General features: G+C 64.2%; 17 protein-coding genes, 1 tRNA gene and 2 pseudogenes. 4 read left to right on the top strand and 16 right to left on the bottom strand.

The window, feature by feature from the left end; translation table 11 throughout:
* Positions 1–312 precede the first annotated feature (312 nt).
* Positions 313–2,268, top strand: coding sequence for an alkaline phosphatase PhoX (locus tag EO156_RS11015; protein WP_016851280.1), 1,956 nt, complete (start codon positions 313–315; stop codon positions 2,266–2,268).
* Positions 2,269–2,828: 560 nt separating this feature from the next.
* Here the strand turns inward: EO156_RS11015 and EO156_RS11005 are convergent.
* The 8 genes from EO156_RS11005 to pcnB all read right to left on the bottom strand — a co-directional run bounded on the left by EO156_RS11005 (position 2,829) and on the right by pcnB (position 9,557).
* A complete protein-coding gene (locus EO156_RS11005) occupies positions 2,829–3,452 on the bottom strand; it encodes a hypothetical protein (protein ID WP_016850597.1) in 624 nt (207 codons plus the stop codon).
* A gap of 3 nt (positions 3,453–3,455) precedes the next feature.
* Positions 3,456–3,797: a type II toxin-antitoxin system prevent-host-death family antitoxin gene (locus EO156_RS11000; protein ID WP_003481973.1), complete on the bottom strand. Its 342-nt coding sequence runs from the start codon at positions 3,795–3,797 to the stop codon at positions 3,456–3,458.
* Between the two features lie 155 nt (positions 3,798–3,952).
* Complete coding sequence (gene pgi / locus EO156_RS10995; RefSeq protein WP_003481972.1) at positions 3,953–5,467, bottom strand: glucose-6-phosphate isomerase; 1,515 nt, start codon at positions 5,465–5,467, stop codon at positions 3,953–3,955.
* A complete protein-coding gene (panD, locus tag EO156_RS10990) occupies positions 5,464–5,844 on the bottom strand; it encodes an aspartate 1-decarboxylase (RefSeq protein WP_016850598.1) in 381 nt (126 codons plus the stop codon). The genes pgi and panD overlap by 4 nt, the downstream gene beginning before the upstream one ends.
* A gap of 166 nt (positions 5,845–6,010) precedes the next feature.
* Positions 6,011–6,853, bottom strand: coding sequence for a pantoate--beta-alanine ligase (panC, locus tag EO156_RS10985; RefSeq protein ID WP_016850599.1), 843 nt, complete (start codon positions 6,851–6,853; stop codon positions 6,011–6,013).
* Positions 6,850–7,665 carry a 3-methyl-2-oxobutanoate hydroxymethyltransferase gene (gene panB, locus EO156_RS10980; protein WP_016850600.1) on the bottom strand — a complete coding sequence of 272 codons (816 nt, stop codon included), beginning with the start codon at positions 7,663–7,665 and terminating at the stop codon, positions 6,850–6,852. The genes panC and panB overlap by 4 nt, the downstream gene beginning before the upstream one ends.
* A 35-nt stretch (positions 7,666–7,700) precedes the next feature.
* The gene (gene folK / locus EO156_RS10975; protein WP_029828870.1) at positions 7,701–8,186 is read right to left on the bottom strand and encodes a 2-amino-4-hydroxy-6-hydroxymethyldihydropteridine diphosphokinase; all 486 of its coding nucleotides are present in this window, start codon (positions 8,184–8,186) and stop codon (positions 7,701–7,703) included.
* A 3-nt stretch (positions 8,187–8,189) separates the two neighbouring features.
* Positions 8,190–9,557 carry a polynucleotide adenylyltransferase PcnB gene (gene pcnB, locus EO156_RS10970; protein WP_003481956.1) on the bottom strand — a complete coding sequence of 456 codons (1,368 nt, stop codon included), beginning with the start codon at positions 9,555–9,557 and terminating at the stop codon, positions 8,190–8,192.
* Positions 9,558–9,606: 49 nt separating this feature from the next.
* Between pcnB and EO156_RS10965 the strand changes: the two genes are divergently transcribed.
* A tRNA-Glu gene (locus EO156_RS10965) sits at positions 9,607–9,681 on the top strand.
* A gap of 484 nt (positions 9,682–10,165) precedes the next feature.
* Here EO156_RS10965 and folE2 read toward each other — a convergent pair.
* Together folE2 and EO156_RS10955 are read right to left on the bottom strand one after the other, a co-directional pair.
* On the bottom strand, positions 10,166–11,083 hold the full coding sequence (folE2, locus tag EO156_RS10960; protein ID WP_015472260.1) for a GTP cyclohydrolase FolE2: 918 nt from the start codon (positions 11,081–11,083) through the stop codon (positions 10,166–10,168).
* A 36-nt stretch (positions 11,084–11,119) separates the two neighbouring features.
* The gene (locus EO156_RS10955; RefSeq protein ID WP_016850395.1) at positions 11,120–12,277 is read right to left on the bottom strand and encodes an N-acetylmuramoyl-L-alanine amidase; all 1,158 of its coding nucleotides are present in this window, start codon (positions 12,275–12,277) and stop codon (positions 11,120–11,122) included.
* A gap of 222 nt (positions 12,278–12,499) precedes the next feature.
* Here EO156_RS10955 and EO156_RS10950 point away from each other — a divergent pair.
* Both EO156_RS10950 and EO156_RS10945 read left to right on the top strand, forming a co-directional pair.
* A pseudogene (locus EO156_RS10950) lies at positions 12,500–12,693 on the top strand (hypothetical protein); the annotation flags it as partial.
* A 228-nt stretch (positions 12,694–12,921) separates the two neighbouring features.
* Positions 12,922–13,389 carry a hypothetical protein gene (locus tag EO156_RS10945; RefSeq protein ID WP_078514877.1) on the top strand — a complete coding sequence of 156 codons (468 nt, stop codon included), beginning with the start codon at positions 12,922–12,924 and terminating at the stop codon, positions 13,387–13,389.
* Here the strand turns inward: EO156_RS10945 and EO156_RS10940 are convergent.
* The 6 genes and pseudogenes from EO156_RS10940 to EO156_RS10915 form a co-directional block, all read right to left on the bottom strand.
* Complete coding sequence (locus tag EO156_RS10940) at positions 13,343–14,881, bottom strand: MASE1 domain-containing protein (RefSeq protein ID WP_005916219.1); 1,539 nt, start codon at positions 14,879–14,881, stop codon at positions 13,343–13,345. The genes EO156_RS10945 and EO156_RS10940 overlap by 47 nt on opposite strands.
* Positions 14,882–15,274: 393 nt before the next feature.
* Entirely contained in the window at positions 15,275–16,702 is a 1,428-nt protein-coding gene (locus EO156_RS10935; RefSeq protein ID WP_005924402.1) for a sugar porter family MFS transporter, read from the bottom strand.
* Between the two features lie 85 nt (positions 16,703–16,787).
* Positions 16,788–18,070: pseudogene (gene xylA, locus EO156_RS10930) on the bottom strand (xylose isomerase).
* 47 nt (positions 18,071–18,117) lie between these two features.
* The gene (xylB, locus tag EO156_RS10925; RefSeq protein WP_016849737.1) at positions 18,118–19,611 is read right to left on the bottom strand and encodes a xylulokinase; all 1,494 of its coding nucleotides are present in this window, start codon (positions 19,609–19,611) and stop codon (positions 18,118–18,120) included.
* Positions 19,608–21,980: a glycoside hydrolase family 95 protein gene (locus EO156_RS10920; RefSeq protein WP_016849738.1), complete on the bottom strand. Its 2,373-nt coding sequence runs from the start codon at positions 21,978–21,980 to the stop codon at positions 19,608–19,610. Before EO156_RS10920 ends, xylB begins: the two co-directional genes overlap by 4 nt.
* Positions 21,981–22,071: 91 nt before the next feature.
* Positions 22,072–24,975, bottom strand: coding sequence for a TIM-barrel domain-containing protein (locus EO156_RS10915; RefSeq protein ID WP_016849739.1), 2,904 nt, complete (start codon positions 24,973–24,975; stop codon positions 22,072–22,074).
* Between the last annotated feature and the right edge of the window lie 27 nt (positions 24,976–25,002).

Raw genomic sequence — 25,002 nt, 5'->3', positions numbered from 1 at the left:
CAACTTATTGGCCGCGGCTATAGCATTGGAATACCGGCAGCACCTGTGAAACCGCGCAAAACCACCTAATCCGCTGCCGCGTCTGACAGCGCGAGCAGATCCACTTTGCTGCATCGCACCACCTGCAGCTCAGGCTAGTGCGCAGTATCGGCATGCCGAGGGTCTCTGGCAGCGCTCGCTTGCCACGACACGTTCGAACGCAGGCCAACGGGTGAGCTTGCTGTCAAACAACTGTCATACCAGCGGCCTAGCGTGACCGGCTTGCCGATGCGCCATTGCCATCGTTGATCGTTGCCTTTGTCTGGAGTTTCGATGTCCCCCTCCCCCGACCCCTCCCGTCGTCGCCTGATGCAATTGCTGGCGGCCGTTCCCCTGTTGCCGCTCGGCAACGCCAGCGCTGCCGCCCTGCAACAGCTTGGCGGTGCGGCGTGGGCCGCGCGCCCACTGCGGCCATCGGAGAACCCGACCCGCCTGGTCTCGGCCACCTTCCACGGCATGCCGGCGCCGAGCCTGGCCGACCCGGCCGCAATGGCCACCACCACGGTCGGTTCGGCACTCAGCGTGACGCGCAGCGACGGCAGCACGCAGCGCTATGCGCTGGCCTACCACCGGTTCTTCGTCACCGGCGACCAGGTGCCGGACGGCAACGGCGGCACCGTGCTGGCCGGCGGGTACTACGACATCCAGCATCGCCCGATCATCGACCGCTCCAAACCCGGTTCCGAACGTCCGTTCTTTTCCGATTGCCCGGACGGCTCCTCGCTATTGACCCTGCCCAATGCCAAGGTGCCAGGCGTCAAGGGCAACCACGTGTTCGCCGTGGTGCAGTTCGAATACACCACCCGCGACCTGGCCGGCAACGACACCAACCGTCACCTGCCTGCGCCGATCGCCGTGTTGACGCTGGATCAGGACCCGGCCACCGGCAAGCTGTCGCTGGTGAAGTACCACAATGTCGACACCGCACCGGTCCATGGGTTGTGGACCACCTGCGGCGCCAGCCTGTCGCCGTGGAATACCCACCTGTCCAGCGAAGAGTACGAGCCCGATGCCGCGGCATTGGCCGGCAACACGCAGTTCCGCAGCTACAGCACGCATCTGTACGGCGATCCGAATAAAGCCAACCCGTACCACTACGGCCATCTGCCGGAAATCACCGTGCACCCGGACGGCACCGGCAGCGTGCGCAAGCATTACTGCCTGGGCCGCATCTCGCACGAGCTGGTACAGGTCATGCCCGACCAACGCACCGTGCTGATGGGCGACGACGCGACCAACGGCGGGCTCTTCATGTTCATTGCCGACCGCAAGGCCGACCTCTCCGCCGGCACCCTGTATGTCGGCAAGTGGCACCAGACCTCGGGCATCGGCCCGGGCGCGGCCACGCTGCGCTGGATCAAGCTTGGCCATGCCACCAGTGCCGAGATCCAGGCCATGGCCGACCGCCTCACCGCTGCCGACATCCTCGACGTGCACCTGAGCGACCCGGGCGATGCCTCGTTCACCAAGATCCCGTTCAACGGCACCTTCAACTGGATCCGCATCAAGCCCGGCATGGAGAAGGCCGCCACGTACCTGGAAACCCATCGCTATGCCGCGCTGGCCGGCGGCAGCCTGGGCTTCACCAAGCTCGAAGGCACCACCGTCAACGCGCACGACAAGGTCGCCTATATGGCGATGTCCTACATCGTCACCAGCATGCTCAACGGCTCGGGCGATGTGAAAGTCGAGGGTCCGGAAGCCGGCGCGGTGTATGCCTTGAACCTGCGCGGCGGCCAGCGCGACAGCCAAGGCGCCCCGATCCATAGCGACTGGGTGCCGATCGACATGGCCGCCCCGGCTGCCCTCACCGGACACAACCTGGCCAAAGCCGATGCGCTCGGCAATCTGGCCGACCCGGAACGGATCGCCAACCCGGACAACCTCAAGTTCTCCGAATCGCTGCGCACCTTGTTCATCGGCGAAGACAGCAGCCTGCACGTCAATAATTTCCTGTGGGCCTACAACGTGGACAGCGGCACGCTGACGCGCGTGCTGTCGGTGCCGGCGGGCGCCGAATCGACCGGCCTGCACGCGGTCGACGAGATCCACGGCTGGACCTATGTGATGAGCAACTTCCAGCATCCCGGCGACTGGGAGAGCCCGTTGCACGACACCGTCAAGGCCACGCTCGATCCGCTGGTCCGCGCCAACTACAAGGACCGCTTCGGTGGAGCGGTGGGTTATCTCACCGGCGACCCGGTGGCCGTGCAGTTGAGCAAGGCGTAAGCGCCGCCGTTTTGCGTTGCGGCGCTGCATGCCGCTACAGCCGACACGTGCAGCGGGGCATTCTGGCTGCTGTCGCATCCCGGTAGGAGCGCATCTGGGCGCGAGCAGCGTTGCCGGTACGGCCTGTCGCGCCCGGGTGCGCTCCTACGGGTGAGGCTGACCCGTGCAGCGTGGCGTTCTCGCTGCTGTCGCAAGGCCGGTAGGAGCGCACCTGGGCGCGAGCAGCGTTGCCGATATGGCCTGTCGCGCCCGGGTGCGCTCCCACGGGTGAGGCTGACCCGTGCAGCGTGGCGTTCTCGCTGCTGTCGCAAGGCCGGTAGGAGCGCACCTGGGCGCGAGGAGCGTTGCCGGTATGGCCTGTCCCGCCCGGGTGCGCTCCCACGGGTGAGGCTGACCCGTGCAGCGTGGCGTTCTCGCTGCTGTCGCAAGGCCGGTAGGAGCGCACCTGGGCGCGAGGAGCGTTGCCCGGATGGCCTGTCGCGCCCGGGTGCGCTCCTACGGGTGAGGTCGATGGATGTCTGGCCGCGTCGGTGAGAATCAGATCAGACCGCACGCGCGGCTCAAGACTGCCGCAACTCCAGCGCCGCCATCACGATGGGTTTGGCCCAGTCAGGCACCTGCGCCAGCTCGTCCGGCGTCTGCGGGTAATGCAGGCCGCTGCGGTCCAGTTCCAGTACCAGCGTGGGCGATGCCTGACCCGCGGCGTCGGCCGGTGCGCTGTTGTCGTAGACATGCAGCACGGCCAGATGCGGCAGCAACGCAATCAGATTGGCACGCGAGGCGTCGTAACGCTCGCGGATCTTGTGTTCGGGAATGGCATGACCGCCGGCCGCAACCCGCGCCGCCACGCGCTCGATGTGCAGATCCACCGTCGCCAACCCGCAAAACCAGACCGCTACCGTCTGTTGCGCGCAAGCCTCGCGCAGCAGGCGCGGAATGGTCGTCGCGCCCAGCGTGGTTTCGAAGGCGAAATCGCTGCCATCGGCCATGGCCTGGCGCAGCCGCCGCACGCCCTCCTGCCAGGCCTGCGCATTCGCCTCTGCAGCCGCCCAGCCCCGCTCCACCAGTTCCTTGGTGAAGGCATCGGGATTGAACCAGGTGGCGCCGTCCTCCAGCAGAAAACGACCCAGTAACGAACTCTTGCCCGCGCCATTGACGCCGGCCAGCACCAGAAGATGGCCCATCGCTTACAGCGACGGGCCCAGGGCGACCTTGCGGCCGCGGCGTGCCGGTGTGGCGATCGCCTTGGCCAGGCCCGCACCCTCAGTCACCGCAAGGTGCGCGTCGAACTTCGCCTGCAGTGCCTGCAGCGACTGCGCGCGCGCCGAGGTTGCGGCCGCCGCACTGGCCTGATTGACCAGGCGCCGATACTCCTCGGCATCCACCACCACCGCTTCGGGATGATTGTGGTTGGTGATCACCACTGCCCCGTGCGAGCGCACCTTGCGCATCAGGCTGGGCCAGCCCTTCACCTTGATGTCGGCAGCGGGGGATTTTTCGAGCTCGGGCAGATCCTGGAAGCGCGACATGGGGAAATCCGGGGCGGAGTGCTGGCGATCAGCCTACTCTCAAATTCCCAATTTAGGAAATTTGTCCATTTTGTCCAAACAATGCGGTCGACCATGCCGTCCAAAACAAAACGGGGCCCGCAGGCCCCGTTTTTTTAAGCGCGATGCGCAAATGCTCAGCCGCGCAACTTGTTCAGCAGCTCGCGCGTCACCGGGTCGGCCACATCGGCCGATTCGCCCTTCAGCGCCGGCAGCAACTGGCTGGCCAGCTGCTTGCCCAGCTCCACGCCGAACTGGTCGAACGCATTGATGCCCCACATCACCGATTGCACGTAGACGCTGTGCTCGTACATCGAGATCAGCGCACCCAGCGCCTGCGGGGTGAGCGCATCGAGCAGGATCACCGTGCTCGGGCGGCCGCCCGGGTAGCTGCGGTGCGGGTCGCTGCTGTCCTGGCCGTTGGCCAGCGCCTCGGTCTGCGCCAGCACATTGGCCATCAGCGCAGTATGGTTTTCCGCGTACGGGTCGTCGTTGTGCACGGTGCCGATGAAATCGGCCGGCACCACGCTGGTGCCCTGATGCAGCGCCTGGAAGAAGCTGTGCTGCACATCGGTGCCGGCACCGCCCCACCACACCGACACGGTGTCGCTGTCCACCGCCGAGCCATCGAGCTTGACGCGCTTGCCCAGGCTCTCCATCACCAGCTGCTGCAGGTAAGCCGGCAGCAGTGCCAGGCGCTGGTCGTAGGTCATCACCGCGTGCGTGGCGCTACCGAGCAGGTTGCGGTTCCACACTGCCGTCAGGCCATGCAACACCGCAACGTTTTCTTCCAGCGGCGTGTTGAGCACATGCGCATCGAACTGCGCGGCGCCTTCCAGCAGTTGTTCGAAACGCTCGAAACCAATGGCCAATGCAATCGGGAAACCCACTGCCGACCACAGCGAGTAGCGCCCGCCCACCCAATCCCACATCGGCAGCACGCGGCCGGGTGCGATATCGAAGGCCTTGGCGGCACGCTCGGGGTTGGCACTGACTGCGTACAGCCGCTCGCTGCCACCGAGCCAGGCATGCAAGATGCTGCCGTTGAGCAGGGTTTCCTGGGTGCCGAAGGTCTTGGAGATCAGGATACCGGCGGTGCGTGCCGGGTCCAGCGTGGCCAGCGTGCGCTGCATCGCCGCGCCATCGACGTTGGAGACGAAATGCACGCGGAAACGCGCGCCCGACGGCGCCCGCAAGGCATCGGCCACCAGCCGCGGCCCCAGGTCCGAACCGCCGATGCCGACGCTGACGATATCGGTGACGTCGGTGGCTTCCAGCTGCTGGATCAGCGCGCCCATGCGTTGGCGGACTTCCTCGGCGGTGGCATACGCTTCGGAGGCCACCGGCGCATCGGTCAGGTCGCCGCGCAATGCGGTGTGCAATGCAGCGCGCTGTTCGGTGACATTGACCTGCTCGCCACGGAACAGGCGCTGGAACGCGCCGGAAAGATCGCGCGCGCGCGCGATGGCGAACAGCGCATCGAGCGCGGCGCGGTCGTACTTTTGCCGCGCGAAGTTGAAATACAACGGACCGACTTGCCTGGCGTATTGCGTCGGCCGTTCCGGCTCGGCGGCAAGCAATGCGGGGATGGCAGCGCCGCGCAGGCGCTGGGCGTGGGCGTGAAGCGCGTCGAATCCGTTGGTCTGTGTCATGCGGCCTGGGTGGGGATGCTGTGGTTGGTGTGGGAGATCGCGTTGTGCGCGTTCACATATACCAGATTGGGCTTGAAGGTCTTGGCTTCGTCTTCGCTCATGCTGGCGAACGCCGCCACGATGATCAGATCGCCCACCTGCACGTGACGCGCCGCGCCACCGTTGAGCGACATGATGCCGCTGCCGTCTTCGGCGCGGATGGCATAGGTGCTGAAACGCGCACCGTTGGTGACGTCCCAGACATGGACCTGTTCGAACTCGCGGATGCCGGTCGCTTCCAGCAGCAGGCCGTCGATGGCGATCGAGCCTTCGTAGTTGAGCTCGGAGTGGGTGACGGTGGCGCGGTGGATCTTGGCTTTCAGCAGGGACAGATGCATGGACGCAGGCAACGACAAAAGGAAAGCCGGCATTTTAGCGGAAAGCGCCCGTCCCCACCGGTTTGCGCTGCGGCCGGTGGTGAGGGCTTCAGGCCTGCGCAGCGCGCGCAAACGCGCGCCCCGTTCGCTGGCGCTGCCGGACGGCTCCGACGGCGCGTCGGCCTGCTCAGAATTCCAGGTTGTCGATCAAGCGCGTGTTGCCCAACCGGGCCGCGATCAAGGCCACGCGCGCGCCGGCGTGGCTGTCGCCCGGCTCGCTGAGATCAGGCAGCCGCACCACCGCGTAATCGACCCGGAAACCGGCCTGTTCCAGCGTGTGGCTGGCCGCATCTTCCACCTGCGCACGCGGCGTGCCGGCGGCATAGCTGTCGCGCATCTGCAGCAGCACCTTGCGGATCGTGCTCGAGATCGGGCGATCTTCCGCCGACAGATACTGGTTGCGCGAGCTCATCGCCAGGCCATCGGCCTCGCGCACGATGCTGCCGCCCAAAATTTCGATCGGAAACGCCAGGTCGGCCACCATCTGCCGGATCACCGCCAACTGCTGGTAATCCTTCTTGCCGAAGGCGGCCACGTCCGGCTGCACCTGGTTGAACAATCGCGCCACCACGGTGCACACGCCATCGAAATGCCCGGGCCGGCATTCGCCTTCCAGCACATCGCTGACGCCGGGCGCGTGGATCGGTGTGGCCAGCGCGGTGCCGAGCGGATACATGGTGTCCACGTCCGGCAGCCACAGCGCATCGCAACCGGCGTCTTCCAGGCCACGCAGGTCGGCCTCGGGCGTGCGCGGGTAGCGCGCAAAATCTTCATTCGGGCCGAACTGGGTCGGGTTGACGAACACGCTGGACACCACGCGGTCGACGTATTGGCGCGCCAGCATCACCAACGAATAATGCCCGGCGTGCAGGTTGCCCATGGTAGGCACCAGCGCCACACGCAAGCCCTCGCGCTTCCAGCCATTGACCAGGGCGCGCAGTGCGGAAAGATCGGTCAGGGTCTGGATCATGCGGCGTACGCGTGCTCTGCATCGGGAAAACTGCCGTCGCGCACCGCCTGTGCATAGGCGCGCACCGCGCCGGCAACCGAGCCGCCTTCGGCCAGGAAATCCTTGACGAACTTGGGCCGGCGGTGGCCACTGTCCAGCCCGAGCATGTCGTGCATCACCAGCACCTGGCCGTCGCAACCGGGGCCGGCACCGATGCCGACGGTGGGCACGCTGAGGTCGGCACTGATCTGCGTGGCGATCGGCGTCGGCACGCATTCCAGCACCAACAGGCTGGCACCGGCGTCGACCACGGCCTGTGCGTCACGACGCAGCTGCTCGCCAGCCTCGCCGCGCCCCTGCACCTTGTAGCCACCGAACCGCAGCACCGATTGCGGGGTCAGGCCCAGGTGCGAGCAGACCGGGATCTCGCGCTCGACCAGGTAACGGATGGCCTCCAGCTTGTGCCCGGCGCCTTCGATCTTGACCATCTCCGCGCCAGCCTGCAGCAGCTGGGTGGCGGCGTCCAATGCACGCTCGGGCGTGGCGTCGGCCTGGAACGACAGGTCCGCCACCAGCAAGGCGCGATCGAGCGCACGGGCAACCGAAGCCGTGTGGTAGACCATGTCGGCGGTTGTCACCGGCAAGGTGGAATCGTGCCCCTGCACCACCATGCCGAGCGAATCGCCCACCAGGATCAGGTCCACGCCATGGGCGTCGAAGGTGCGCGCGAAACCGGCGTCGTACGCGGTCAACATGACCAGTTTTCGACCCTCGCGCTTGGCCTGCGCCAAGGCGGGCACGGTCCAGGGCTTGCTGTCGGCGTGGCTGCTCATGAAGTCATTACGTGGGGTGATAAGCCGGCCATTATCTACCCAATCGGCTCTAGCCCGCAGGTATCGATGGCGTGCAGGGCGCGCCGCACTGTTCCATGGCCCGGAATGATCGCCTCCGGCGCCAGCTCCGACAGCGGCAGCAGGGCGAAGGCGCGCGCGTGCAAATGCGGATGCGGCACCTGCAACTGCGGCAGGTCGATCACCTGATCGGCGTACAGCAGCAGGTCCAGGTCGAGCGTACGCGGGCCCCAGCGCTCGCCGGCGCGACGCTCGCGGCCGAACGCCTGTTCGATGCCGAGCAAGGCCTCCAGCAGCGGCAGCGGCGCAAGCTTGGTACGCAGCTGGGCCACGGCATTGATGAAGTCGGGCTGGTCTTCGCGGCCCCAGGCCGGCGTGCGATACAAGCGCGATGCGGCGATCAGCGTGGTTTGCGGCACGGCGCCCAGCGCGGCGATGGCCGCGCGCACGCTGGCCTCGGCCGGGCCCAGGTTGGCACCCAGGCCGACAAAGGCGGTCTGCATGCCCTACTCGCCGGCCGGTGCGCCGGTCCGACGGCGGCGTCGGCGACGCTTGCGCGGTGCGCCCTCATCGCTCTCGTGGTCGGCCTGCGCCGATTCGATCGCATCCACCAGTTCCTGGCCGGACGACTTCTGCGCCTCGCGCCAGAACTCCACATCGGCGGCGTGATCGGGCGACGCGAACTGACGCAACACCAGGAAATCGAATGCCGCGCGGAAGCGCGGATGCGACAAGGTGCGGAATACCCGCTTGCGCTGACGCGAGGAGAAACGCGTCTGCAGCAACCAGATTTCCTGCATCGGCAGCGAGAAACGGCGCGGCAACGCGACGCGCTCCAACTGATGCAAGGTGACGCGATCGGCCGCGCGGCGCTGCGCATCCTCCGGTTGCACACCTTGCGCCTGCAGCCCCATCAAGGTGCGGCAGAACGCAGGCCACAGCAGCAACGCAAACAGGAAGGCCGGCGACACTGGCTCGTCGTTGGCCACGCGTGCATCGGTATTGCGCAGGCCTTCCAGCACCATCGCGCGCAACGCACCACTGCGGTTGGACTTCAATGCCGCCGCGCTTTCCGGGAACAGCGCACCGAGCAGGCCGTAACGCTCCAGACCTTCGAAGCTGGCCACACCATGCCCGGACAGGAACAGCTTGAGAATTTCTTCGAACAACCGCGCAGGCGCAGCTTCGGACAGCAGCCCGGCCAGACGCGGAATGGGTTCGGCGGTTCCGGCTTCGATGTCGAAATTCAACTTGGCAGCCAGACGCACCGCGCGCAGCATGCGCACCGGGTCTTCCTGGTAACGCAACTGCGGGTCGCCGATCAACTTCATCAGGCGCGCCTGCACGTCTTCGAAGCCACCGCAGTAATCGCGTACCGAGAAATCCTCGATGGCGTAATACAAGGCATTGCAGGTGAAATCGCGGCGGATCGCATCGTCTTCGATGGTGCCGTAGACGTTGTCGCGCACCAGCCGGCCGTTATCGAGTTCGCGGTCGCCGCTGCCATCGTCGACATTGGCGCGGAAGGTGGCCACTTCGATGATTTCGCGACCGAACACCACATGTGCCAGACGGAAGCGGCGGCCGATCAGGCGACAGTTGCGGAACAGCGCCTTGACCTCTTCCGGCGTCGCGTCGGTGGCCACGTCGAAATCCTTCGGGTGGCCGCCAACCAGCAGGTCGCGGACCGCACCGCCGACCAGATAGGCGCCAAAGCCCGATTCGCGCAGGCGGTACAACACGCGTAACGCGTTGGGGCTGATGTCCTTGCGCGAGATGGTGTGCTGGTCGCGTGGAATGACGCGCAGCGTGAACGGAGATGTAACTGAGGGTTCGATGATGGCGCTTCCGTCTTGTGTTGCAGGATTGCCCAACGGCTATTACCTCACTATACTAGCGCGCTGCACAAGACGTGACAAAAGCGCTCCCTTCGTCTAATGGTTAGGACGTGGCCCTCTCAAGGCTAAAACAGGGGTTCGAGTCCCCTAGGGAGCACCACGATGCGTCTCACTGCAAAACGCCAGAGCCCCGCATTGCGGGGCTTTTGCGTTGTAGCGCAGGCATGCGCACATGCGTTGGTCTATGTGGCATCGGGCGGGCCGCAACCATCTCCGTCTCACATCCTGGCCTGGTCAGGACCGCCGGGCCCAGGAAGTAGTCGAGGTTGGTTGCCGCCCACACGGCGCGGGATTCCATCTCACGCCCGCGATGCGGCAGCGCTTTATCGGGATGCGATACGGCCATGCCCTCACCTGGCCGCAGACAAACGCATGCAGATTCGCAGGCATCGCACGGCAAGCGTTCGACGATGTGTCGATCTCAGGAACGCGGCTCAGATCAGCCACATCAGCACAAGGAGAACGGACCTCATCGCGGCGCGCTCGGCGGTGCGCGTTCGCTGCGCGGCGACGTGAGTCGACGTGCTGTATCTGTGCACCATGCGTGCCGACCGCCTTGGGAATTTGCAGTGCATCGCGTCTGCTCACATGGTTGTCGGGCCAAGCACCGCGTCGTCGCTGCCGGTTTCGGCGACGGCGTCGTGGGCATGCAGGCTTTCCAGATGGCGTACCGCTACATGAAAGGCCGCGTAGTGCTCTGCCAGCGGCTTGCGCAGGCGTCGCGCCGCATCTTCGACATACATCAGGTTTGCGCCATTCAGGCGCGCAAATGCCTGTTCGTCTGGTCGCCGCACTGCTGCCTGCACCGGCGTCGCCAACGCCTGCTCGCACAGACCGACCAGTTGCTGGATGGCCAAGCGCTGCGCATCGGCGGGCAGCTCGACGCGTACCTGCGCCACGCTGCGTTGGCTATGCGGCGTGGCGTAGGTACCGTGGTCCTGCAGCCATTGCACAACATCGCGCAGCGGCAGCGTATCGCGCCCGGCATGTTGCTGCACGAATGCATCGCTCAGCAGCTGCCGCGACAAGGCTGCCGAACAGGGGCAGGTGGAGGCGTACAACACCTCGATCTGGAGCTGGATCGTTGTGCGCCCTGCCCTGCATTGCGCGGCGATGTGCACCGGATAGGCACGCCAGCCACTCAGTCCCTCACTGCGCAGTGCCGGAGTGCGTAACATCAGTTCGAAGCTGAGCGTCAGCCGAGCGGCGCGGCTCGCGCAATCGGCATGGCTGTCGATCAGCGCCTGCAATAACTGCGAGAGCATGGCCGGCGACAATGGCTGCTGCAGATGCGTATCCAGCAGGCGGTACAGCCGCGACATGTGGATGCCTTTCAGCTCTGCCCGCGGCAGGTCGACCTGCACGCTGGCGCGCGCGGCGAGCTGGCTGCTACCGGTCTCCAACTGCACGGGAATGGCGATGTCCTGCATGCCCACCCATCGCAGGGGCGCGCTCAGCGTTGATGGTTCGGTCACAGCAACATCGGGAAGCGTAGGGGACATCGGGGTCTCGTCGAAGATAAAGGTGACGACCGCGCCTCAGGCGCGGCCAGGAAACGCAGCGAAGTAGTCGTCGATTCCCGCATGCAATGTCTGCGCGAGTTCGTCCTGATGCGTATCGCTGCACAGGCGGCTGCAATCGTCGCGATTGCTCATGAAGCCGGTTTCTACCAGCAGCGACGGAATGTCCGGCGACTTCAACACCGCAAAACCGGCCTGCCCCACCTGGTTTTGATGCAGGCGCGTCACCTGCTGCAGGCGCTCCAACATCAACGTGCCGAATGCCAGGCTGCTGGCGATGGTGCCGCTCAGCGACAGATCGGCCAGCACCTGCGACAACACCGGATTGCTCGGCACCCGCAGCCGGCGCGCGGTATCGCCCATGTCGTCGGCAGCGTTTTCGCTATCGGCGATCCAGCGCGCCAGCGCGGAGCTGGCGCCAGTCTGCGACAGCGCAAAGACCGAGGCGCCGCGCGCTTGGCGCGTTGGTGCGGCATCGGCATGGATGGAGACGAACAGGTCCGCATTGTGGCGATGCGCGATCAACACGCGCTCGTGCAACGGCACGAAGCGGTCATCGCTGCGGATCATGGTCGGCCGGTAGCGCGCATCGGCCGCCAGGCGTCGATGCAGCCGCCCGGCGACCGCCATGGCCACATGTTTTTCGTAACGCGCATCGACACTGACCGCCCCCGGATCCTTGCCGCCGTGGCCGGCATCGATCGCAACCACGTAGGGATGCAGGCGTGAGCGGGTCGGCTCCGTCGGCGCTGCCGCTGCAGCGGCGTCGCTCGTGGACAACGCGACGCTGCCGGGCACGGCGGCAAGCTCCAGCACTAGCGCGCCACCTTCCCAGTGCATGTTGGTCGAACATGGCTGCTGGAGGTCGAGCACGACGCGCAGACCATCCAGATGTGGCGCGCTGCGTATGCGGGCCACCGCAACACCGGCAGGCATCGGATCGATGCGCGGCGACTGCGACGACACGCCAGAGAGGTCGATGACCACCCGCTCGGGATCGGTCAACCGGAAACTGCGATAGGCAACCTGTGCGCCCAGCTCCAGCCGCAGGTGCAGCGACTGGCCCTGCTGCTGCACGTTGCATCCCCGCAGGACGGGAAGTCCTTGTGCAGCCCCCAACGCCGGCAAAAGCATCACCGCGGCAGCGCCTCCCTGTAGTAGTTGACGGCGCTTCATGCCTGGACCTCAAAACCCAAGCAGTCGACGCGACACAGCAGACGGCAGCACCGAATGCGGCGCGATTCCAGACAGCACATCCAACACAAGGGGAGGCGGGACACGGGAGGCAAGACTGCGCGGCGACGGACAAGTGTTATAAAGTAACATCAATTCAGCGAAAGCAAATTGTCATTTTTCGCCCTGCGCTGCCGCGTTCATCTCCTCGTCCCAAAGCCGCCTATGTCCCAACATTTCCCTGAGAGCTATGCCGCCTGGCATCACTGCATCGAGGTCGACTGCGCCCCCCTGACAACGGCCTTCATCGCCCAGCGTCTCGCCGCACTCCATGACCCTGCCGATCACCCACCCAACAGTTTCTGCGTCGCTGGGGGCCAGCGCATCACCGGCAGGTAATTGGGTGGTTTGAGCGTGCCGGCAACGAGTTGATGCCAAGCCGCGAGTTGGAGCCCCCTCCACACCGAGGAAGACAGGCCCAGAGGCGACCAATAACGCGTTAAATCGATCGAGTAATCAATGTCTTACCGACCAGGCATTACTCGACGATTTTGGTGACAAACAATCAACAAAAATTCTTCGCCAGCACGTACCGTACAAGGGCCTGAATCGCAGGCGGACTTGCCCCTCGCAGGGGAAGGCAAATCATGAAAAACATAGCTAATTCGCTTAAGGGTTTTTGTTTAATCGCCGGACTCTTCGCATCGAGCGCGGCACTGGCTGACTGCTGTCCCAGTGGTGGCGTCGGCGCACCTGCAATCGGACTCGGCGATAGCAATCCCAAAGCAGCCAACCTCGCCATGGACTCCTCGCTTGCCATCTATGAGTTCCATCGTGATGGCGTGACATACTTGCAAATCAACGATGTAACCGGCGTAGTCCATGCTGTTGTTGCCAGAGTGGATGACGCGTTGTGGACTCTACCAATGGGGAAGGATGTGGACCGCGTTAGGTTGCCTAAGGAAAATAAAATTTCCTCAGATGCACGCTTGAACGAGCCGACTGGAAGCGATGCAACCAAGCGCAACCAAGCGCAACTTGTCTATAAGACAAGAAATTTCACAGTGCTCACATGGCGCGAAGCAGCCGGGGATCAGTGGATCGTGTCTCCCTGACCTGCATGGGGTTTGCCTCAGTAACCAGGAATGTCAAAACTAATGCATGGCGGCGATGAAACATGCCGCCATGCGCTTTCAATCTTGCTTTTAGCTCAGCTTCGACGTCATTCAAGTCGCGCCGAGCCGCTTCAGCCGATGAGGAATCAGCAATAACACGCACCGCGACACCACGAGTCTCCCTTGCTGCCCATGCACGCACCTGGATAAAGTGCCTGCCCGCTGGAGGCAAAATCTCGACGCAATTGAGAACGCAGCGATAGGCGCTCAGCTGCATCTCCAAAGACAAGTTACGACAGTTGCCGCGAAACACACACTCAAACTGAGAACCGCAGAAGCGCTCAAGCGCCGGCGAACGTAACGCTTGATACAAGCCATGGGTTTCTATTTCAAGCGGATACAGCGCGGCGACGTATTGCTGCAGTAGTTGCGATTCGATGACGCTCACTCGTGTCATCTCCATTGCAACCGAATGCTGCCCTTTTGCCCTTAAATCGGCCACCACATCTTTGCGCATTCTATTGATCTGCACATTGATGTCGGTGTATTCAAGCACACGATTTCGAAGCAAGCGCTCGGCGCTGGCGTAGCTTTTACGGGCAAATTCATAGACATCATTGTTGGACTGATTCGATCTACTGTGGGGAACAGGCTCACGCAGACGAGCATCGAAGATAAACAGAAGCGTCGTTACAACCGCATAAAGCAGTTGGAAATTAAAAACATTTTGATCGAAGAACCCGACCTGATACACCTTAGGCATTGAGAACTCAAGCGAAAAACTCGCCAGCAGCGCCCCTAAAGCAGTCCCTCTCCACCCATGCCTGAAAGTCAGTATAACCATCGGCACGAGCATCGCAACCATCAAAACGTTTCGAATCGATGGATCATTCAAAACGCCAAGAATGAAGAACAGACCGAGGATGACAACCACGGCGACGGCAACATCCCGCGGGAAACTGGAGCGCACCGGACCGGCATTCCAATTGGCCCACAACATCACCGGCAACAACAGGGTAATCACGCCGAGATAGCTGCCCGCCCCATATCGCAACATCAGGTCGATGACAGGATAAATTTGCGGCCCACCAAGCAACCCATTCAACAGCAGACTGCACAACGCATTCCAAAGTGCTAGTGCGAGAGCAGCGGGGATGAGCCATTGCTCCCTCTTGACAATGTAAGGAGCACGGTAACGCAGCACTCCAATCGCACAGGCGATCAAGGGCGCATGCAATAGAGGGCTCAAGTACGACCAGAGCGGACTGAACCCCTGCAGCTCGCCCAGAGGAATTCGCAGGAAAAGCATCGCAGCAGCGTCCCCTACCAACAGAAACGGCCACTCTCGATAAGGTCGGTAAAGCAAGGTCACAACCCGCAGTCCAACTGGCAGGTACCACTGGTCAAGGGAAAAACGCCAAAGCATCAAAAATACCAAGCAGTAGCACACGCTGATCAGCATGCCCCTGACAAGCTCTTTCGCTACCGCCATACCACCACTCCTTGGTTCCACGATGCATCCTAGTCTGGAGGGAACTGCCGGATGGAGTATAGCGATGGCGCACACATTGCGATAAAGGCTGCAGGTTTGGCTTGCAGCATGTGCGTTTAACGACGCGCATTGCACTTTGCTGGTGCATTTGCTTCATCCGTTGATGCACGATGCGGTCGAGGGCGGCCGGTAAGTGCTGGATTGGCCTTCCCTTGCCGAAGTACGACAAGCATGCAATGCAATTAAGGGTAGCCTCGGTTACGTGAGTCGGCTTGCTGATGACGCTCAAATCCGCGGACAAAACGATTGGCTATGAGGAATTGCACAAGAAAAAAGCCGCGCACTGCGCGGCCTTTTTCGTTTTCGATGCCGATATCGGCACAACCGGGGCCATCAGCCCTCCATCTGCTCCAACTCCTTGCCCTTGGTCTCGTAGACGTACTTGAGCACGAAGAACACCGAGATGAAGGCAGCGACGGTGTAGATGCCGTACGCACCGGCCAGACCGATACTGCCGAGCAGGATCGGGAAGCTGACGGTGATGGCGAAGTTGGAAGTCCACTGCGCGGCACCGGCAATGGCCAGGCCCGAGCCGCGGATCTGGTTGGGGAACATTTCGCCCAGCATCACCCACATCACCGGGCCCCACGAGGCATTGAAGAACACCACGTAGACGTTGGCGGCCACCAGCGCGAGCATGCCCATGGCATCGGACATCGCAAGCTTGCCGTTGGGATCCAGCGAGGCGGTGGCGAACGCGTAAGTCACCAAGGCCAGCGAGACGGCCATGCCGGCCGAGCCGATCCACAGCAGCGGCTTGCGGCCGATCTTGTCCACCAGCATCACCGTGACCAGGCAGGCACCGATGCTGAGGCCGCCGGAAAGCACGTTGATCAACAGCGCATCCTGCTCGGAGAAGCCCACTGCCTGCCACAACACCGCGCCGTAGTAGAACACCACGTTGATGCCGACCAGTTGCTGGAACACCGCCAGGCCAATGCCGATCCAGACGATGGGGCGGATCTTGCCGGTGGCCTTGTTGATCAGGTCGGAGAACTTGGGCTTGTGCTGGTCGGCCGCCATCGAGGCGGAAATCTCGCCCAGCTTGGTCTGCGCGGCGGCGTTGCCGTACAGGCGCTTGAGCACCACCAGCGCCTGCTCGCGGCGACCCTTGACCACCAGATAGCGCGGGCTTTCCGGGATGACCAGCAGCAGCAACAGGAACAGGATGGAGGGAACCGCCTGCATCCAGAACATCCAGCGCCAGGCGGCCTGCCCGGCCCAGAGCGGCTCGGTGGAGGCACCGGCGGCGTTGGCCAGCAGGTAGTTGCTCAGGAATGCGCAGAACAACCCGCTGATGATGGCGATCTGCTGCATCGTGGCGAGCCGGCCGCGGTAGCGCGCGGAGGCGACCTCGGCGATGTAGGCCGGCGAAATGACGCTGGCCGCCCCCACCGCAAAGCCGCCCATCACGCGCGCAAAGATGAAAAAGGCAGAGCTGTGCGAGGCGCCCGCCCCGATGGCCGAGAGCAGGAACAGCGCCGCGGAAATGATCAGGACCGCGCGGCGGCCCCAGCGGTCGGCCAGGCGGCCGGCAAAGAAGGCGCCGATGGCGCAGCCCAGCAGCATCGAGGCGACCTCGAACCCGGTCTCGGCAGCGGTGGACTGGAAGGTCTGTTTCAGGCCGTCGACGGTGCCATTGATCACGCCGCTATCGAAGCCGAACAGGAAGCCACCGATCGTGGCCACGCAACTAATCAGGATGATGAAACGGGTGTTCTCGCCGGCATCGGGGGCGCCGTCAATGGAAACACTGGACATGGGTTCACCTGGGAACATGCAAGGGAGCGTCCACGGGGGTGGCCGCCATCGGCCGGCGACGCAATGCGCCGCCGGCCACGGGACATCAACGCGTCAGATACTGATTGATCAGGTTTTCATACGCTTCCTGGCGGCCGCTGATCTGCTGGGGCGCATTGCCGGCCGCATGCTTGGCCAGATCCGCCAGCGTGGTCTTGCCTGCGGCAAAGTCCGCGCCCGCGCCGCTGTCGAAGCTGGCGTAACGCTCGGCGCGCCACTGTTCCAGCGGCGAGGCGGTCAGCAGCGCGTTGGCCACTTCCAGCCCGCGGGCGAACGCGTCCATGCCGCCGATGTGGGCCAGGAACCCGGTGCCAGCCCGCCCTGCCGCAGCACCACCAGCATGGCGCCGACGGTGTCGTACAGATCGGTCGGGAACTGGTCGGTGTCCCAGCCGTTCTGCGGGTTGCCGCGGTTGGCATCGATGCTGCCGAGCAGGCCGGCGTCGGATGCCACCTGCAGGTCGTGCTCGAAGCTATGGCCCGACAAGGTGGCGTGGTTGGCCTCGATGTTGAGCTTGAAGTCCTGGTCCAGGCCATGCTGACGCAGGAAGCCGATCACCGTGGCGCTATCAAAATCGTACTGGTGCTTCATCGGCTCCATGGGTTTCGGCTCGATCAGGAAGTTGCCTTTGAAGCCGATGCTGCGGCCGTAGTCGCGCGCCAGGGTGAGGAAGCGCGCCATGTTGTCCTGCTCGCGCTTCATCTGCGTGTTGTGCAGGCAGGCATAGCCTTCGCGCCCGCCCCAGAACACGTAGTTCTCGCCGCCCAGCGCCACCGTGGCATCGATCGCGGCCTTGACCTGCACCGCCGCACGCGCCACGACATTGAAGTCCGGGTTGGTCGAGGCACCATTCATGTAGCGCGGATGCGAGAACAGGTTGGCCGTGCCCCACAGCAGCTTGATGCCGGTGTCGGCCTGGCGCTGCTTGGCAACGCCCACCATGTGCTTGAGGTTGCTCTCGTATTCGCCAATGTCATCGGCATCCGGCGACAGGTCGATGTCGTGGAAGCAGTAGTACGGCACACCGAGCTTGGTGAAGAACTCGAACGCCGCATCGGCCTTGGCTTCGGCACGGTTCAACGCGGTATCGCCCACATCCCACGGATACGCACGCGTGCCCGGGCCGAACGGATCGGCGCCATTGCCGCAGAAGCTGTGCCAGTAGGCCACGGCAAAGCGCAGGTGCTCGGCCATGGTCTTGTCGCCGATGGTCTTGTTGGCGTCGTAGACCTTGAACGCGAGCGGGTTGTCCGAATCGCGGCCTTCGAAACCGATCTTGCCGATGCCGGGGAAATATTCTTTCGCGCCGATGTACACGGTGTTGCTCATGGGGTGTGAAGTCCTTGCTGCTGGGGGAGTTGTAGAAAAACTATCGATCAACCGGCGTAGAGCGGGCTGACGACATGCAGGTGCTTGAGGAAGGTCTGGTAGTGCTGCTGATACTGGGCCACACGCTGCGGGTTGGGCTGTGCGGCAAGCGCATCGTCCACCTGCAGGTGCTCCAGCACCACGTCGGCCAATGCCGCGTCGCCGCCATCGGCGCGCTCGCAGGCCCACAATGCCTGCAGCGCGGCACCGAACGCAGCGCCTTCGGGCTGGGTCGGCACCACGACCTGCAGGTTGAAGATGTTGGCCACCATCTGCCGCCACTGCGCGCTCTTGCTGCCGCCGCCGGTGAGCAGGATGGTATCGAACTGCAATCCCGCAGCAACGAAGGCATCGAAGCCGTTGCGCAGGCTGTAGGTCGCACCTTCCATCGCGGCGCGATAGAAATGCGCGGCAGTGGTGTTGTGCAGATCCATCCCGAACAGGCAGCCGCGCGCAGCCGGCAGATCCGGGGTGCGCTCACCGTTGAAGAACGGCAGCAGCACCAGACCGTCGGCGCCCGGCGCGGTGTCGGCGATCATCGCTTCGGTCTGGTCGCGGGTGATGGAGAACATGCGCATCACCGCCTCGGTGGCGACGGTGCAATTCATCGTGCAGATCAAGGGCAGCCAGCCGCCGCTGGATGAGCAGAACGCGGCCCAGCGCGCCTCATCGTCCACCACCGGGTGATCGGCATAGGCGAACAAGGTGCCGGAGGTGCCCAGGCTCATGGTCAGACGTCCGGGCACCACGTTGCCGGTGCCGATGGCGGCCATCATGTTGTCGCCGCCGCCGGTGGTGACGCGCACGCCGGCCGGCAGATTCAAGGCATCGGCGGCTGCATCGGATAAGGCATAGACCGCGCCGGTCTCCACCAGCGGCGGCAACGCATCGCGCAGGTCGCGTTGTGCGTCGACCGCACTCAGCATGCGCCCGGACCACTGCCGCGTGCGCACGTCCAGCCAGCCGGTACCGGAGGCATCGCCCACTTCGGCAAAGCGCTCGCCGGTGAGCCAGAAGTTCACGTAGTCGTGCGGCAGCATCACCGTGGTCATCGCGGCATACGCATCGGGACGATGCTTGCGCGTCCACGGCAATTTGGACGCGGTATAGCCGGCCATGATGGGGTTGCCTGCCGCGGCCACGCTGCCTGCGGCGCCGCCGACGGCGGCCATGATTTCATCGCATTCCAGCGCGGTGCTGGTATCGCACCACAGCTTGACCGGCGCGGTGACGCTGCCGTCGGCGGCCACCGGCACGAAGCCGTGTTGCTGGCCGGAGACGGAGATGCCGCGCACGCGCGCACGCTGTTCGCCATCGAGCTGCGCGAAGCAATGCACGATGCCGTCGATCCACCACTGCGCCTGTTGTTCGCGGGTGCCGTCGTCGCGGCTGATCAGCTCCATGGGCGCTGCGATGGTGGCGACCACGGCGCGATCCTGCGGATCGTAGGCCACCAGCTTGACGCTCTGCGTGCCCACATCCAGTCCTACATACAAGCTCATTGCGTCACCAATCGGTTGTTGTTGAGTCCCACCTGCTGGGTGCGGCCTGCGCCCAGTTCCAGGTCCAGGGTCTGCCCTGCGTAGGACAGTTGATAGCGCCCGCCACGATCGCTGTGCAAGCGTGCCTGCTGCAAGCGACCGCCCTCCCATTCCAGATCCACGCTGGCGCCGCCACGCACGCGCAAACCGCGCACGCTGCCGCGTGGCCAGGCCTTGGGCAAGGCCGGCAGCAGGAACACGCTACCGCCCCAGCTTTGCAGCAGCATCTCGGTGATGCCGGCGGTGCCGCCGAAGTTGCCATCGATCTGGAAAGGCGGATGTGCGTCGAACAGGTTCGGATAGGTGCGTTCTGGCGAAATCAGCAGTTGCAGGATGCGGTAGGCATGCTCGCCGTCGGCCAACCGCGCCCACAGGTTCAAGCGCCAGCCGATGCCCCAGCCGGTGGCGTTGTCGCCACGGATTTCCAGCGAGCGGCGTGCGGCCGCAGCCAGTTCCGGGGTATCGCGCAGATTGATCTGACTCGAGGGATGCAAGGCGTACAGATGCGAGACGTGGCGGTGGTGGATCTCCGGCGCCTGCATGTCCCAGTCCTGCTGCCATTCCTGCAACTGCCCCGCCTTGCCGATGCGGTTGGGCGGCAATTGCTCGCGCAGGGCGGCCAATTGCTGGGCCAACTGCGCATCGATGCCGAGCAACTTGCTCATGGCGATGCATTGCGCGAACAAATCGCGCAGCAGCTGCGCGTCCATGCTGGGCCCGGCGCACACGGCCGCGCCGAAGGGGTGCTGGTTTTCCGGCGACATCGACGGATTGGTCACCATCGCGCCGGTCTGCGGATCGCGCATCAACGTGGCAACGAAGAATTCGGCGGCGCCCTTGAACAACGGGTAGACCTTGCTCAGGTACGCGCGGTCGCGGCCGTAATCCCAGCGATCCCACAGTTGCTGCAGCAGCCACACGCCGCCCATCGGCCACAGGCTCCATTGCGCACCGTCGATCGGGCCGGCCTGGCGCCACAGATCGGTATTGTTGTGCACCACCCAACCCGGCGCGTCGTAGATCGCCCTTGCGGTGTGCGTACCGGTCTGGGCCAGATCGAACAGCATGGCTTCCAGCGGTTCAACGCATTCGTGCAATGCGTTGGCCTCGCTTGGCCAGTAGTTCATCTCGGTGTTGATGTTGATGGTGTACTTGCTTTCCCACGGCGGCTGCATCAGGTCGTTCCAGATACCCTGCAGGTTGGCCGGCTGGGTGCCGGGCCGCGAGCTGCAGATCAGCAGGTAACGTCCGTATTGGTGATACAGCGCAGCCAGTGCCGGATCATTGCCTTCGGCGAACCGCTGCACGCGTTCGTCGGTAGGCAGCTGCATGGCATCGCTGCTGCCGAGGTCGATCGCCACGCGCCGGAACAGGCGTTGATGATCGGCCAGATGCGCACGCAACAGCGCGGGGAAATCCAGCTTGGCAGCCTTGCGCAGGCGTGCGGCGGTCAATGCGAGCGGATCGCCATCGACCGCATCGAAGCGTTGGTAACTGGTTGCTGCGCTGAGCAGCAACACCACTTCATCGGCCGCGTCGATGCGTAGACGGTCGCGCACCTGGCTCAGTTTGCCGCCACTGACCTGCGGCAGCACCCGCAATGCAAACCGCAACCTGCCTTCGATACCTGCAAAACTGCCGTTGCGACCACTGAACAGCAAACCGCCCGGCTCCGCGGTGATCTCGCCGGTTTGCGGGCTGTCGATGCCCACACGCAGCGAGATACCGCCGGGGCGGTCGCACGACAGCCGCACCACGATGCATTGCGCCTGCGCGCAGACGAATACCTCGCGCCGATGCACCGCGCCGCCGGAGCGGAACGTGGTGGTGGCCACCGCTGTGTCCAGATCGAGCTGACGGCGATAGTCGCTGATGCCGTCGGCGCGATCGAAATCCAGCAGCAGATCGCCCAACGGTTGATACGGCATCTGTTTGAGCGGACGCGAAAGCAGCTTGGCATCGGCCAGTTTTTCGGCTTCTGCGTAACGCCCGGCGAAGATCAGCGCACGCACCTGCGGCAAAGCCGCCAGCGCGTCAGGGCTGGTTGAATCGTAGGGTCCGCCTGCATACAGCGTGTCTTCGTTGAGCTGCAGGCGCTCATGGGCGATACCGCCCCACACCATCGCGCCCAATCGCCCGTTGCCGACCGGCAAGGCTTCTACCCATTCACCGGCCGGTTCGCGGTACCACAGCTGCAGGGCCTCGGCAGCCGCGACGGGCGGGAGCGCGGTTGTTTTCGAAGCCTGCGTGGCCTGTGCAGCTGCCGGCACGGCGCCCAGGACCGCGATGGCGGCCCCGGTCGCCTTGCACAGCTCACGACGGGTCAGCACGGCAACCGCCGTGCTGACTGACCGGAACCGCGCGCGCCTGCCTTGCGGCGTTCCGGCATCTGGGTGCTCATCGACTGAAGACGGCCTGCGATCATCGACGACGCGCTTTGCCCGACGCAATCTTGCGCTGCAACACGCTGACCGGCTTGCCGTCGTACTGGATGCTGGCGTCGGTCTTGGGCGCGAGCGCGCCGGCATCGTCGCGCGGGCCGTCCACGAAGCGCACGTTGATGGTGCGTTTGGCCTGCATGCCGGTCCAGCTGCCTTCGCGCTTGCCGATGCTCAACTCGCCTTTGGCCTGGTTCCAGACCAGTGGGATGCGGCTGAACTCGCCCTTCTCGTAGCCGTAGCCTTTGCCATCGTCTTCATACAGCGAGAACTGGCCATCGGCGCCGGTGTAGACCACCACGGTGAGCGGTGCGTCCGCCACCTGGTCGACGTATTCCTGCACCGGGCCGGTCGGCACGATGGAACCGGCACGCACGAACAACGGCATGCGCTCGATCGGCGCGGCAGCTGCGATGCTCTGGCCGCCCTCGTAACGCTTGCCGGTGGCGAACTCCAGCCAGCTGCTGCCGGCCGGCAGATACACCTGCCGCGAGGTGGCGCCGAAGCGGGTCACCGGTGCGACCAGGAACGCCGGCCCGAACAGGTACTGGTCGTTGATGTCGCGGACCTTGGGGTCGTTCGGGAAGTCCATCATCATGCCGCGCATGATCACGCCATCGCGCTGGTAGGTGTCGCCGGCCAGGCTGTAGATGTACGGCAGCAACGCATAACGCAAACGGTTGTAGTAGGCCATGCTCTCGTAGAACGGCGTACCTTCCGGTGCGATGTTCCAGATCTCGCGATACGGGAACTGGCCGTGCGAACGGAAGATCGGCACGAACGCACCGAACTGGAACCAGCGCGTGTTGAGCTCGCGCCATTCCGGCAGGTGGGCCGGGTCCTGGTCTTCATAACGCTTCTCCACCGCAAAGCCGCCGATGTCGAAGGTCCAATTGGGCAGGCCCGACAGCGCCATGTTCACGCCACCGGAGATCTGGTCGCGCATGTCGTCCCAGCGCGAGACGATGTCCCCGCTCCACACCGCCACCGCATTGCGCTGGGTGCCGGCATAGCCCTTGCGCGAAAGGATGAACACGCGCTTGTCGTCGGCCGCGCGGTCGCCCACGTACACGCCATGCGTGTGCGGCAACGGGTAGGAGTTGAAGTATTCGGTGGACGAACCCAACGCGTTGGGCGTGGTGCGTGCCTTGCGCTCGGCGATGTCCAGATTCGAGTGCACGTCCGGCTCGTCGGCGTCCATCCACCAGGCGTCGAAGCCCTTGCTGTTGAGCTTTTCGTTGATCTGGCGCCAATAGATCGCCTGCGCCTTCTCCGAATACGGGTCGTAGAACGAGTTCTTGTAGCCCTTGCCGATCCAGTCCAGCTCACCCACTTCCACGTTGCGCTTGAACATGAAACCGGCCGCGTCCAGTTCCTTGTAGTTGGCGGTGGTGGGATAGAACTTGGGCCAGATCGAAATCATGATCTGCGCATGCATGTCGTGCACCGCCTTGACCATGCCGTCCGGATCGGGGAAGTGCTGCGGGTCGAAATCGTGCGAGCCCCAGGCATTCTCGGGCCAGTACGACCAATCCAGCACGATGTTGTCCAGCGACAACTTGCGCTTGCGGTATTCGGCCACTGCGCCGACCAACTCGTCCTGGCTCTTGTAACGCTCGCGGCTCTGCCAGAAGCCGTAGGCCCATTTGGGCAGCATCGTCGACTTGCCGGTGAGCTCGCGGTAGCCGGCAACGGCCTGATCGTAGGAATCGGCGGAGACGAAGTAGTAGTCGATCATCTGGCCGGCTTCGGACCACAGCGACAGGTCCTTCGCTTCGGCTGCCGGCAGCGGGTCGCGGTGCAGCAGCGTGATGTAGCTGGGGTCGATCAGGTCCCATTCGACCTTGACGGTGTGGCGCTGGCCCGGCTCAAGATCGAGCTTGAATTCGTGATTCCACGGATTCCAGTTCTGGCGCCAGCGATCGACGACCAGCTTGCCGTCCACGTACAGCTTGGCGTATTCGCTCGAATACAGCGAGAAGGTGTGCTCGCCACCGGTGAGCGCTTCGATCTCGCCCTCCCAGGTCACTTGCATGCGGCTGTTCTTGTCCTTGGTGATCGCCTTCTTGGGATACTTGGTCAGGTCGCTGAGGTACTGGTAGTTCACCTCGCTCTCGCGGCGTTCGAGGATGTGCTTGCCGTTGATCGCATAACGCGCGGTCAGCGCACCGGCCTTGCCCTTGGCGTCGTACAACGTCAACGTCCTGGGCAGCGGCTGCAGGCCGCGCGGGTCGCCCAGGCGGGTGATCGAATTGTTGTCCCACAGCAGGCCGTAGTTGCGGCTGGACACCAGGTACGGCACCGCCATGTCGATGTTGTTCTGCTGCAGCTCGACATTACGGCCCTTCTGGTTCATCCAGCCCTGCTGGTGCTGGCCGAAGCCGTACAGCGCTTCGTCGTCGGGCGACTGGAAACGCTGACGCACGCTCAGGTACTGCTTGCCCTCCACGTTCAGCGGCGCAAAGCTGCGCCCGCCGGCCACTTCCGACAGCACCGGCTTGCCGTTGGCATCGGCAAAGCTGACATGGCCATCGACGGTGGAGATGCTGGCAGTGACCTTGCCGGTCTTCAGCTGCACGCTGTCGCCCTGCTCGGCAATCTGGAACGCGGTGTCGCCCTGCACCGGCACGCGCATCAGGCTGGGGCTGCGCGCGAAGTCGCCGTCCGGGTCGGCGCTGACGCGGATGATGCCGCTATCGACCACCTGCAGGCGCACCGGTGCGGCGCCCTTGGCGCTCGGCACCACGGTGACGCCATCGGCGGCCTTGCGCACTTCCTGCGCGTGTGCGGCATTGGCCAGCAAGGCCAGCGACAACGCCAGGCACTGGGCCAGTGACGTACGTCGGTTGGCAGGCATGGCGCCGGCGGAACGGATGGTGGTTTGCATGATCACTCCCTTTGAATGACGAAACGG

Origin of the sequence: Xanthomonas sp. DAR33341 (assembly GCF_003992815.1) — a bacterium.
Classification (GTDB): domain Bacteria; phylum Pseudomonadota; class Gammaproteobacteria; order Xanthomonadales; family Xanthomonadaceae; genus Xanthomonas; species Xanthomonas cissicola.
Note: the sequence above shows the minus strand (reverse complement) of the source record. Positions and strands in the feature narration are given on the sequence as shown.